The sequence below is a fragment of the Segatella copri genome (assembly GCF_009494395.1).
Taxonomy (GTDB): domain Bacteria; phylum Bacteroidota; class Bacteroidia; order Bacteroidales; family Bacteroidaceae; genus Prevotella.
On the sequence record NZ_VZCB01000006.1, the window covers coordinates 45,844 to 58,869 of the forward strand.

Annotated in this window: 10 protein-coding genes; 6 read left to right on the forward strand and 4 right to left on the reverse strand. The window is 44.0% G+C overall.

Annotated elements, in window-relative coordinates; genetic code table 11:
• Positions 1 to 44: 44 nt before the first annotated feature.
• Genes F7D73_RS00845 through F7D73_RS00855 form a run of 3 tightly spaced genes read right to left on the reverse strand, consistent with a single transcriptional unit; the run spans position 45 to position 4,069 of the window.
• Positions 45 to 2,585, reverse strand: coding sequence for an ATP-dependent helicase (locus F7D73_RS00845; protein WP_153121854.1), 2,541 nt, complete (start codon positions 2,583 to 2,585; stop codon positions 45 to 47).
• Between the two features lie 54 nt (positions 2,586 to 2,639).
• Positions 2,640 to 3,374, reverse strand: a complete 735-nt coding sequence (mtgA, locus tag F7D73_RS00850) for a monofunctional biosynthetic peptidoglycan transglycosylase (RefSeq protein WP_153121855.1) — start codon at positions 3,372 to 3,374, stop codon at positions 2,640 to 2,642.
• Entirely contained in the window at positions 3,374 to 4,069 is a 696-nt protein-coding gene (locus F7D73_RS00855) for an OmpA family protein (protein WP_153121856.1), read from the reverse strand. The genes mtgA and F7D73_RS00855 overlap by 1 nt, the downstream gene beginning before the upstream one ends.
• A 230-nt stretch (positions 4,070 to 4,299) precedes the next feature.
• On the opposite strand from F7D73_RS00855, the gene proS reads away from it, so the two are divergent.
• From proS to F7D73_RS00870, 3 genes are all read left to right on the forward strand, one after another.
• Complete coding sequence (proS, locus tag F7D73_RS00860) at positions 4,300 to 5,781, forward strand: proline--tRNA ligase (RefSeq protein ID WP_153121857.1); 1,482 nt, start codon at positions 4,300 to 4,302, stop codon at positions 5,779 to 5,781.
• Between the two features lie 131 nt (positions 5,782 to 5,912).
• The gene (locus F7D73_RS00865; RefSeq protein ID WP_153121858.1) at positions 5,913 to 6,317 is read left to right on the forward strand and encodes a hypothetical protein; all 405 of its coding nucleotides are present in this window, start codon (positions 5,913 to 5,915) and stop codon (positions 6,315 to 6,317) included.
• Positions 6,318 to 6,464: 147 nt separating this feature from the next.
• On the forward strand, positions 6,465 to 6,860 hold the full coding sequence (locus tag F7D73_RS00870; protein WP_153121859.1) for a hypothetical protein: 396 nt from the start codon (positions 6,465 to 6,467) through the stop codon (positions 6,858 to 6,860).
• Positions 6,861 to 7,715: 855 nt separating this feature from the next.
• Here the strand turns inward: F7D73_RS00870 and F7D73_RS00875 are convergent.
• Positions 7,716 to 8,729 (reverse strand): helix-turn-helix transcriptional regulator, encoded by a 1,014-nt coding sequence (locus F7D73_RS00875; protein ID WP_153121860.1) that lies wholly within the window; start codon positions 8,727 to 8,729, stop codon positions 7,716 to 7,718.
• Positions 8,730 to 8,929: 200 nt separating this feature from the next.
• On the opposite strand from F7D73_RS00875, the gene F7D73_RS00880 reads away from it, so the two are divergent.
• The 3 genes from F7D73_RS00880 (at position 8,930) to F7D73_RS00890 (ending at position 12,887) form a co-directional block, all read left to right on the forward strand.
• Entirely contained in the window at positions 8,930 to 10,237 is a 1,308-nt protein-coding gene (locus F7D73_RS00880; protein WP_153121861.1) for a carcinine hydrolase/isopenicillin-N N-acyltransferase family protein, read from the forward strand.
• Between the two features lie 350 nt (positions 10,238 to 10,587).
• Positions 10,588 to 11,478 carry an Rpn family recombination-promoting nuclease/putative transposase gene (locus tag F7D73_RS00885; RefSeq protein WP_153121862.1) on the forward strand — a complete coding sequence of 297 codons (891 nt, stop codon included), beginning with the start codon at positions 10,588 to 10,590 and terminating at the stop codon, positions 11,476 to 11,478.
• Between the two features lie 191 nt (positions 11,479 to 11,669).
• Positions 11,670 to 12,887, forward strand: a complete 1,218-nt coding sequence (locus tag F7D73_RS00890; RefSeq protein WP_153121863.1) for an ATP-binding protein — start codon at positions 11,670 to 11,672, stop codon at positions 12,885 to 12,887.
• Positions 12,888 to 13,026 lie beyond the last annotated feature (139 nt).

The window sequence follows — 13,026 nt, forward strand, 5'->3', positions numbered from 1 at the left end:
CAGATAGAAAAATTCTGTCTATCTGCTATTGCAAACAAAGAAGTTTAATTAAGAATGGTATACTTCGCATATTTCAGGAGCAACTGCTTGACACCGGAATTCTGAAATTCTACAGTAGCCTTCGCATTCTCGCCCTGACCTTCAATCTTCCGGACAATGCCTACCCCGAAACGCTGATGCTCTATCTTACAACCTTCCTTCAAAGCACCGAAAGAAGAACCGGATGAAGAAGAACCGGATGAAGAAGAACCGGCAGAAGAAGACACCGAAGAGGTTGAAGATACCAATGAACTTCTGTTATTCCCCAATATGCGACGAGCAGCATCCAAAGCTCTTACCGACTTGAAATTACCGGAAGATAATGACTCTCGGGAAGAAGATGATGACGATGATGTATCCGATGCCGGTTTAGGATCCGGACGGAACTGCGATGTCACACGCTTCCATTCCGGAACATCCTCATCTCTATCGCTTATTCTGCGCTTCTGGTCCCAAGGCATCCGTTTGCCATATCCACCGCCATAAGAAGAACGTTCACCATAAGAAGCACTTCTCTCATAAGAAGAGCCACCACCAAAGTAAGAACCACCCATTTCATCCTGTGCCTCTATCAGACTGTCATCAATCTCATCAATAAACCGGCTAGGATTATCAAACTCCATCTTGCCATAACGGAAACGGTTCTTGGCATTTGTCAGAATACAATGTTTCTCGGCACGGGTGATTGCCACATAAAGCAGACGTCGCTCTTCCTCCAGTTCCCTGACAGACATGGCAGCCAGCGGACTCGGGAAGATATTCTCCTCCAATCCTACAATGAAGACAGTAGCAAATTCCAGACCCTTAGCCGCATGAACGGTCATCAGGGACACACGAGGTTCATCCTTGGCTCCCTCACTATCCGCATCCGTAAGCAATGCCACATCCTGCAGATAATCCGTAAGAAAGGCTTCATCCATCCTACCCTCTTCCCTGCGCTCCTCTACAAAGGCAGACATACCACCCAGGAATTCTTCCAGGTTCTCCTGTCTTGCCAGGTCATCGGCATCTCTACCACTCATGATATCCTGACTGATGCCACTCTCCTTGATGATAGCATCACCCAATTCGTATACATCCGTAGTATGCGAACGCTCGATAAACGAAAAAATGAGCAGTCGGAAATTATCCAGTTTCGCCAATGTACCCCTGTTCACATTGAGCCCATATTGTGCAGGTTCGCTTATCACCTCCCAGAAGCTCACCTGGTTCTGATGTGCACAGTCAGCAATCTTCATCACCGTTGTTGCACCGATACCGCGAGCCGGATAGTTGATGATACGCTTGATAGCTTCCTCATCATTTGGATTAGCCACCAGTCGGAAATAGGCAATGATGTCCTTGATTTCCTTGCGCTGATAGAAACTCAACCCTCCATAGATGCGATAAGGAATGCCCTGCTTTCTGAACTCCTCCTCGAAACTGCGGCTCTGGGCATTGGTGCGGTAGAGAATGGCAAAGTCATTATACTGACAGCCATCCTCGCGCTTGATACGCTTCACATCCTTCGCCACAATCACCGCCTCTTCCTTGTCGCTGTAAGCAGGCTTGTACTGAATTTTCTCACCCTTCGCATTCTCGCTAAACACATCCTTAGGAATCTGATTGCAGTTGTGCTTTATCAGACTGTTAGCCGCCTCAACGATAGTCTGGGTAGAACGGTAGTTCTGCTCCAGTTTAAAGAGCCGTGCATCGTTACCATTTTCCGCAGGAAAATCCCTAGTGAAAGACAATATATTATCGATATTAGCCCCTCTAAAACTATAAATACTTTGAGAATCATCTCCTACTGCACATATAGCTTTCTCTTCCATTGCATTATAGAGCAAAGAAAGTATTTTTTTCTGAACATAATTTGTATCTTGATACTCATCAACCATTATATACTTAAAAATTTTACCATACTTTTTCAATACATCATTTCTTTCTTCAAAAAGTCGATAAGTATAAACTAACAAATCGTCAAAATCCATGGCACTAGCCAACTTACAGCGTTGAACATATTCTCGATATATCTTAGCTATTTCTGGCATACCTGCTCGTTTATTTTGGCTAAAGATATCAGAATCGCTTTCATAAGAATCAACTCCTATCAGATGATTTTTGGCCATTGAAATCCTTGCATGAACAGCTGCAGGCTTGTAAGTTTTTTCACTCAACCCCATCTCCTTAATAATAGACTTCAATAAAGAACGAGAATCTGTTTCATCATAAATTGTAAAATCTGATGAAAAGCCAATTTTATCAGACTCAATATGCAATATTCTAGCAAAGACACTATGAAAAGTACCCATATATTTCTGTCTGATATAAAATGTCTCACCAAACATTTTACGAATACGTTCAACCATTTCTCTTGCAGCCTTATTAGTAAAAGTAAGCACTAATAAGGAATAAAGATCTTTGCCCTGGTTCAGGAGATAAGCAATCTTATAGGTAAGCACACGCGTCTTACCCGAACCGGCACCGGCAATCACCAGCGACGGTCCGTCAATATATTCAACCGCAGCTCGCTGCGCTTCATTCAAGTCGTTCAGTAAATCCATTAATCAATATTTAGCCGGAAAAATAATCACTAAAAACTAATCACTACTCACTCATCACTTCCCCCTATATCCTCCCACAGCAGTACCTGGGTCATAATCCTCACCTTCTCTCGGGAAGGAAGGGATGAATCTCATCTGATGCTCTATCTGGCGCTGACGCTTCTTCATATAGGCACTCGGATGAAGAGAACTGAATTTGCGGGGATTAGGCAGTGTAGCAGCAATCAGGGCGCACTGGTCACGGAAAAGATCCTGCGCTTTCTTGTCGAAATGATACTCAGCCACAGCATCCACACCATAGATTCCAGGTCCCATCTCGATACTGTTGAGATAAACCTCCATGATGCGCTGCTTGCTCCACATCATTTCGATGAGAAAGGTGAAATACACCTCGAAGCCCTTGCGGGTCCATGATCTTCCCGGCCAGAGGAATACATTCTTTGCTGTCTGCTGACTGATGGTACTGGCTCCATGCACCTTTCCGCCACGGGCATTATTCTTGGCAGCATGCTCAATGGCATTGAAGTCAAAACCGTGATGCTTCAGGAACCGGGCATCCTCACTCGCCATCACAGCCACAGGCATATGAGGCGAAATCTTGTCCATCGAAACCCAATGATGATGCAAGGTAATACTCTCACCATCAGCTACTTGCTGAAAGCAGCGGATAAACATCAAGGGAGTGAAATACACCGGAATGAAACGATAGGCTACAACAGCAAGAATGGTGGTACTGAAAAACAGCACCACCACCCATCTTACTATATTTCTAATCTTCTTGAGTATCATTATTTCAATGTACCGTTATTAGCAGCGTTAACCATTGCCTGAGAAGCATACATGTATACCTCTACACGACGGTTAGCCTGACGGCCAGCTGCTGTTGAGTTGTCAGCAACAGGATTAGAAGAACCGAAACCCTGAACAGACTTGATCTGAGAGTTCTTTACACCACAAGACATCAAGTAGTTGTATACAGACTTAGCACGGTTCTCGCTCAAAGGCAAGTTGATACCATCGTTACCGGTACTGTCAGTATAACCCTGGATAGAAACTTCACAGTCGGTATTATTCTTCAATACAGTAGCAAAGCTAGCCAAATCGTTCTTGGCATTGGCATTGAGAACATACTTATTGGTCTGGAAGAGGATACCAGAATCGAAGGTAACCTTTACAGCAGCCAAACCGTTGGCATCAGTCACTGTCTCAACCTGTGCATTCTTCACCTGCTCAGCCTCAGCCTTCACCTTATCCATGTGCTTACCAATCAGGTTACCAGCAGTACCACCTACAGCTGCACCGATAGCAGCGCCTACAGCAGCACCAGTTCCACGATGGCTATTATTCAACAAGCCACCAACGATTGCGCCCAAGGCAGCACCTGCACCTGCACCAGCAGCTGTACCTGTCTTCTGACTTGTTCCACAACTTCCCAAAACGAGCAGCGCAGAAAGTGCTACTACTGTAAAATTCATCTTTTTCATTACTTATTCTCCTATATTTATGTTATTTAAATGCAAAGATACGTATTTTTTCTCCAATGAGGAGAGATTTCTAATATTTTTTTGTATTTTTGCATGCAAAATTAAAGGTATTTGTCCAAACAGGGTAAGGAAATCTCCTATTTTGGGGTGGAAAATCCCTATATATGACAAAAAAAGATGATACCTTATTATATAATATAGAAGAATAAAAAATAAAATATAAAAGTAATATGGCTAAAGAACTTAAGAATTTGACCAAGCGCGCTGACAACTACAGTCAGTGGTACAACGACTTGGTAGTGAAGGCTGACCTCGCAGAGTTGTCTCCTGTTCGTGGTTGTATGATCATCAAACCATACGGTTACGCTATCTGGGAGAAGATGCAGCAGCAGCTCGACAAGATGTTTAAGCAGACAGGTGTACAGAACGCATACTTCCCTCTCCTCATCCCGAAGAGTTTCTTCTCTCGTGAGGCAGAGCACGTGGCAGGTTTCGCCAAGGAGTGTGCAGTAGTTACCCACTATCGTCTCCGTTCTACAGAGGATGGCACAGAAGTTGAGGTAGATCCTAACGCAAAGCTCGATGAGGAGCTCATCATCCGCCCTACTTCAGAGACCATCATCTGGAACACATATAAGAACTGGATCCATTCATGGCGTGATCTCCCTATTCTCTGCAACCAGTGGTGCAACGTAATGCGTTGGGAGATGCGTACCCGTCCATTCCTCCGTACCTCTGAGTTCCTCTGGCAGGAGGGTCATACCGCTCATGCTACCAAGGAAGAGGCTGAGGCAAAGGCTCAGGAGATGCTGAAGGTTTACGCTGATTTTGCAGAGAACTACATGGGCGTTCCTGTATTGCAGGGTGTGAAGAGTGAGACTGAGCGCTTTGCTGGTGCTCTCAACACTTATACCATCGAGGCTATGATGCAGGATGGTAAGGCTCTCCAGAGCGGTACTTCTCACTTCCTGGGTCAGAACTTCGCCAAGAGTTTCGACGTAACATACTTGAACAAGGAGAACAAGCCTGAGTATGTATGGGCTACTTCATGGGGTGTTTCTACCCGACTGATGGGTGCCCTCATCATGGTTCACAGCGATGACAACGGTCTCGTATTGCCTCCAAAGCTGGCTCCTATCCAGGTGGTTATCATCCCTATCAACAAGGGCGACGAGCAGTTGGCTCAGATCACAGCCAAGTTGCAGCCAGTCATCGACCAGTTCCGTGAGCTCGGCATCACTGTGAAATATGATGACAATACAGCCAAACGTCCTGGCTTCAAGTTTGCTGACTACGAGTTGAAGGGTGTTCCTGTTCGTCTGGCTATGGGTGGACGTGACTTAGAGAACAACACCATCGAAATCATGCGTCGTGATACATTGGAGAAGGAGAACGTTAGCTTCGACGGCATCGTAGAGCGCGTAAAGGATATGTTGGAAGACATCCAGAAGAATATCTTCGAGAAGGCTCGTGCTTACCGTGATGCTCACGTTTACGAGTGCGACAACTACGAGGAGTTCAAGGAGCGCGTTAAGGACGGTGGTTTCTTCCTCTGCCATTGGGACGGTACAGCCGAGACCGAGGCAAAGATCAAGGAGGAGACTCAGGCTACCATCCGCTGCGTGCCTTTCGCTTACGAGCAGACTCCAGGTGTAGATATGGTAAGCGGCAAGCCAGCCGTTGCACGTGTCATCATCGCAAGAAGCTATTAATTAAACGGGAAGTTAAGGAGTTAAGACGTATGTCACTTCACCCAAAAACAGGCTAAAAAGACTATTGTCTTAACTCCTCAGCGACCGTAGGGAGCGATAACTTCTTTAACTCCTTTAACTACATATCAAATATGAGGCAGTTGATACTTTACATCATTTTTCTGATGTCCATGGTCTTCGCAGGCTATGGAGAGGTATCTGCTGCCTCTGTTTCTTATACCTCCGACGCTCTTCCAAAGAAGGATAAGCTGGCTAAGGTAGAGTACGACCAGCATCAGGGTGATGCCCAGCTGGAGAATGCTTCCGAGCTGGCCTATCGCATTTGCAGCAGTCGTCCGCAGCGCTTATTGCCTAGTGGCAATATGCACGGAAATCAATCGGCAAGTAGATTGCTTTCAAATAGAATTCATTTATTATTCACCCTTTTATCCGCTATAGATGGTGCGATGGAGCCTTTCCGCCAGGAGACCGCCCCTATCCACTTTGATGTCGCCAGCAAATATTATGTCATTTGCCTGCGGCGTCTCCTCTGTTAGCGCTTGTTTTTCTCTTATATACATAATATATCATATCGTTTGTCGCATCATCTCTTCAAGATGCGATAAGGATTATCACACCCCTATCATAACAAAAAAACAGTACAATATATATATTCATTTAAGATAAAAACAAGTAATAAGATTATGGCAAAGATCAATCATATAGAAATGGGTGAAGACGTAATGGCACTCAATGACGTACAGGTAAAGAAGGGTTTCATGGGTTGGAGCGTCAAGCTCACCTACAAGCCAACACAGAGCAAGATCCAGATCAAGGAGAAGGAATATACTGCTGAGGACGGAAAGAAGCTTCAGAACATCCTCACTGCAGCTCCCACAGAAGTGGAAACTGCCATCAGCAAGTTCCCGGTTTCAGCCATCAGCATGGGCAACTTCAAGCTGCAGGCATGTCTTTCTGACGATTCTCAGTTTGCTGCCCTCCAGCTCCTCACCTACAAGGATTTCGGCTACAAGCCTGTTACCGACATGAAGGTTTATACCGGTAGAACTGCCGAAGTATTCTCCAGACTGTTCGCATAGTAACGATAGATAACTATCAGATAGGTTCACCCTCTTCACAGATGGAAGAGGACTTTATTTTCATGTGTTTCATGTGCTCCACTTTGCTCCCCGCAAGTGGAGCATTTTAGATTCATGGGTGAACACTTGCCCCAAGCATTCACCTTTTCGGCTCCGGGGTGAACCCTAGTAAAAAGAACTTTGTATATACAGCGCATGCTAGAAATATAAGAGTCTCTATTATAATGTGTTATAGGGTGTTTTTAACACATTATTAACGCTAAAGGTTGGCATCAGGGTTCACCCTTCACCGACTTCATTGCCAAGTGTTCACCCCCACTCTTATTTAGAGAACGACTATTCCCTACAGGATACCGCCCCGACCTGCCCTTCCAGGGGTGGGTAGGGTAAGTAAGGGGAGGGTACTTTCTAAGACTTTCCTTATGTAAAGGTTCGTTTACTATAGGAAAGATATAGTATATATATAGACTCCTAGAAAAAGCGATTTCCTACTCACCCTAGTTACCCCTGGCGTAAACAAGATAGTTACAATAGCTAAGTATCATGGTTACGATAGCTAAGTATCATACTTATGGATCATAACCCTAATAGATAACGCCAATGGATTTGAAAGTTATACCAAGCAGAAGTTAGCCCTGATATTTATCGATGATAATCGGTGAGTATCATTGAGCATCGGTGAGGTGGGAATGAGAAATGTTGTATCTTTGCAGCGTCATTCAAAGAGGATGACATTCCTGTCTTAAAAGGACGGAAGCATTCAATCATCAAATCTATTAATTCCAATGCGATGTACTATCATATATATGCTCCACTTTGCTCCCCCGCAAGTGGAGCATCTTTGGGGAGAACTATTTATTCCCTTATCCTCTTTTCCAACACCTTCTGCAGATTATCAGATGGATTCATCCCCAGCTTCTTTCGGATATTGCCACGCTGGGTGGTAATATTGGATTCTGTCTTATTGAGCAGGACACAGATTTCACTCAACTTCTTATTCTGCAGGATGAGATAACAGATTTCTCTTTCAGAGGAACTTAATTCCGGGAAGACACGTTCAAGGTTCTGCTTGCTCAATTCCCGGGTCTGGATATACTGCAATACATTATCTATCACATTCTTCTGCGATGCCTCACCCAGCAAATCCAGCAAATGCTCTGTCAGCTTCACATCATGCTTCTCCTTTGCCAATGCCACGTATGCCTTAATCTGCTTCTTGTTGATTCTCAACACCTGGAGCAGTTCCTCCTCTTCACGTTGCAATATTTTATTGGCATTTACCAGATACTCACCGTTCCTGGCAATGCCCAGACTCAGCAGACTGATAAACAGCATAACCAACATCAACATAAAGAAATAATTGCGCAGCGATTCGTTGCCCGTCACAATCACACAGACCAAATAAACTCCCAAGGCTATTCCAACCAGCCAACGAGTAAGACGAGCCTGATAAGCAGCCAGCGAGAAAAACATGTTGCCGGCAAGGATGAGCATGTTGATGAGAATCACCATCGTATTATCTTTCAATGTAGGTACAAAGGCACTATACAAGATATCCATGCCTATGAAAACCTGGGTGGCAACTGCAAGGAAGGCTATCCCCTTCACCACCCCGATTTTACCTAAGAGATAGGCAGCGAACGATGATACGACAACTATCAGAAAGACGATGTTGGAAGCCGTAAAAAAGGGATCAAAGGCTCCCGACAATCCCAGGATATTAGACAGGATGCCTAGAGAAAGCATCACGGCAAAACATACCAGAAGCCACTGGCGCTGGCGATCCAGGTAATTGGACTCTCTTTTCAGCAAAGAGAATCCTAACCTATGTAACCTTGTTCTTATTGAGTTCTTTTCTTTCATACTCATAGTTAATTATTTATTGATAGATGGATTACATTGCAAAGATAATAAAAAACGGTGATTTTGATGGCTTTTGAGGTTATTTTTTATCGTTTTCTTTAAAAATCAGTATTTTTCAGGGTGTTTTTTCCCATACAAAACCTTATTTTCCGTTACTTTTGCAGTAAAATATTTAATAAATCATCAATCTTTTAATACTATTTATTATGAAAAGGAACCATACTTTCAACAGCAAGAGCATTCAGTGGTTACTGTTTGCCTGCTTAACTTTCAGCTTTTCTTTCTTCATGCTCTTGATGTCATCATGCAGCGATGATGACCATGAAGAAGTAAACAATCAGGCACACTATCAGGACGTACCAGCCACTCTGCTGACCGATGCCAAGAAACTGGAGATGGTCCGGTCTATCCAAGACTTGAAAGACGGAAGATTCTTCTATCTTGACTATACGGAGGATTACAAACTCTCTACCATATCAAGCTATAATCTTACCGACAACACTCAACTGATTGGTGCCGTATTGAAAACCCTCTGCGACAAAACACCATCCTGGCTCAAGGCAAGAGTCAAGCTGGATGCTGGCTGCAGTGCCTTTGCTGTTACGACACCAGATACTGGTGATTATCTGTTGGGGCGCAACTTTGACTACTCTCACGATAATGAACCGATTGCAGCCGCCCTGGTTCGCACGGCTCCAGAAGGTGGACTGAAATCCATCAGCATGGTGGATGCCTACTGGATAGGTTACCGGCAGGATCTCTGGCATTACATTCTATATAACAAGGAACAGTTTGAGAAACATAAGACGCAAGACCTTTCCTATATCATGGCATTTCCATATCTTCTGATGGACGGCATGAACGAGGCCGGCTTTGCCGTTTCCGTTCTTCATCTTGACGGCAAGCCAACCCAGCAGGCTAGCACAGGAAAGAAGTTGACAACAACAGTTGCCTTACGTATGATGCTGGATCATGCAAGAACGGTAGATGAAGCTCTCAAAATTCTGGACGGATATGACCTCTGGATACCGGATAATGACGGCAACTATCATTTCTACATGGCAGATGCCACGGGCCGTTATGCCATCGTAGAATTCGTATATGACAAGGAACACCAAAGCAAGATTTACATCGACGATGAATATACGGGTGAAGACGGAAAGACTCATTTCAAATATCCTGACGTATTGCCAAACACCCGCGAGGTGATAGAAAAGCGCTATGCCAGCAACTTCTATGTATCAGAAACCATGGCATGTTCAGATAAAGGTCCGAAACTCTCGAACCACGGCAAGACCCGCTACGACATGATGGAATTCGTCATCAAGCAGAACAGTAACCAGTTGTCAGAGGAAGGAGCCATGAATCTGCTCAATGGTGTGAGTCAGGCAGAAACTCCAGGCAATCCAACGAGCCATACCCAGTGGTCGGTGGTATACAATCTCTCCCAGCGCAAGGCAACCGTCTGCGTGAACAGAGATTACAAGAACAAGTTTACGTTCTATGCAAAATAACACATTTTATGCAAAAGAAGATTTTGCCGAGAAATAATATAAAAACAGGTCTAGCTACACCGCGTTTTACGGGGTCGCTAGACCTATCTTCTTATAGTTCTTTCTTCAGTTCATTTTGGCATCCATGTGGAATGGACCCACTTTCAAACCTGCTGTAACCTCAGCACCAGCATCAAGAGCCGAGCTGCTTGACTGAAGGGTCTATACGCCCACCTGTTCATCGTGGCATATAGACCCTTGTCCTGTTACATAAAAAACGCAATCTCTCACTTTTTCCATAACTTTTCCCAGAAATCCCTTGCAGATATGAAAATAAAGTCGTAACTTTGCAGTAGTGAATTTTAAAACAGATGGTTATGAAGTACTTAGATCCTAAGGCAGACCTCACGTTCAAGAAGATATTCGGCAATCACCCTAAAAGACTGATCAGTCTTCTGAACGCACTCCTGCCACTCAGCGAAGAGGAGCAGATACAAGAAATCAAGTATCTGCCTACAGAACTTGTGCCCCAACTCGAAGGGGGAAAGAATACCATTGTTGATGTACTCTGCACCGACATTAGAGGCAGGAAGTTCTGCGTGGAAATGCAGATGGAGTGGTCTGACGCTTTTCAGCAGCGAGTACTGTTCAATGCATCCAAGCTCTATGTGAGTCAGGCTAAAAAGGGCGGAAAATACAGCGAACTGCAACCAGTGTATTCTCTCAACCTGATAAATGATATCTTTGCGCATGATACTCCAGATTTCATCCACAACTACCGCATCGTGCACGATAAGGACAGCAATAAGGTCATCGAAGGCTTGCATTTCACCTTCATTGAACTCCCTAAGTTCACTCCTCATTCCATTGCCGACAAGCGCATGATGGTCTTGTGGCTCCGTTTCCTCACAGAAATAAATTCCAATACGAAGGATATTCCTGCCGACCTGCTTAATGATCCGGAGATTGGAAAAGCAGTAGAAGATCTTGAAGTTTCCGGCTTTACAGATGCCGAACTCCGTGCCTATGACAAATTCTGGGATTCGGTAAGTGTTGAAAGAACCCTTCTGGATGACAGGTACCAGAAAGGAATGGAAGAAGGTATGGAAAAAGGCAGAGCTGAAGGCATAGAAGAAGGCATGTCCCAGCGAAGCCTTGAAATTGCCAGGAAGATGCTGGCAAAGGGTATGGATGAAGCGTCTATCATGGATATGACGGGGCTGACGGCAGAGGAGATAAAGCTGCTGAAAGCGGAGATGTAGATTACGAATATCACCATATAACCAAGGGTCTATACGCCACCTTTTCATCGTGGCATATAGACCCTTGTCGTTTTCCCGTGAGGCGCAATGTGTACCAAACCTGTTAATTATAAGTAATAAAAACAAAAAATCTATCGTTTTTGTTACTTATGTGAAACAAAAAGAGTATCTTTGCGAAAAGTTTTACTCGTATGAAACAAAAAATATTAGAAAGACTAGGGTATTCCAATCGTATCGAACGCATGTTTGGACGTGGAATGATGATTGCATTGACGGGCCAGAGGCGTGTCGGCAAGAGTTGTGTGATGCGGCGAATTTATAATCACATCGCTGAGAATGAAGAAAATCACGTTATCTATATAGATAAGGAGAAAACCTCATTTGATATGATAGCCAACTATCAGGATCTGGAGGCTTATGTAGCAGCCAACATCGTTGAGGGTAAGGAAAACTATCTGTTTATCGATGAGGTGCAGGAGATTTCTGATTTCGAGAAAGCACTCCTCAGTATCCAATCGGATGATACCTGCCAGATTATGATTACCGGCAGCAACGCCAAGATGCTATCGGGCGAACTGGCAACTCGCCTGAGAGGCAGATATATTACTTATCGCATTAGAGGACTCTGCTATGAAGAGTTTCTGACGTTCCATGAACTGAAGGATGATGATGCTTCCTTGAACCTGTATCTGCAGTATGGCGGGCTCCCTCAGTTGCGCAGTTTAGGATTGGGAAATACGGATTTGGTAGAAGATTATCTTGACAATGTGTATAATACGATAGTACTTCGTGATATCATAGAGCGAGAAAACATCAGAAACATACCATTGTTGCGAACGCTGCTGAAGTTTGTGAGCGATAATATCGGTAAACAATTCTCAGCAACGAGTATTGTAAAATTTCTGAAAAGCCAGAACACCGAAACGTCTGCCAAGATGATTCTCACGTATTTGGAGTATTTAAGCAATGCTTTTATTATCGATCGAGTTAACAGATACGACATTCATGGCAAGCGACTTTTCGAGTTAGGCGACAAGTTCTATTTCGAAGACCTGGGAATCAGGAATCATATTATAGGTGGCAACAGGCGTTTTGATATCGAAAAGGTGATGGAGAACGCTGTATATATCCATTTGTGCAGGATGGGGTATAAAGTATATGTTGGTCAGATGTATAAGGCTGAGATTGATTTTGTTGCCGAGAAAGCGGATAGTGTGGCGTATGTGCAAGTTACCTATCTGCTGGCTTCTGAGGAAACGGTAGAGCGTGAATTCGGCAATTTGAAATTGATAAAGGACAGTCATCCCAAATACGTGATTTCTATGGATAGGCTTTACAGTCAAACCAATATTGATGGCATTAAGCACATTCATCTGCGAGAATTTCTGAAAATGACTACTTTGGTTTGATGCCAGGTAGATTATGAATATCTCCATATAATCAAGGGTCTATACGCCACCTTTTCATCGTGGCATATAGACCCTTGTCGTTTCCCGATTCCTAAGACATAACCAAATTTTTGAGCAGTTTTTTGTGTTAATAAACATA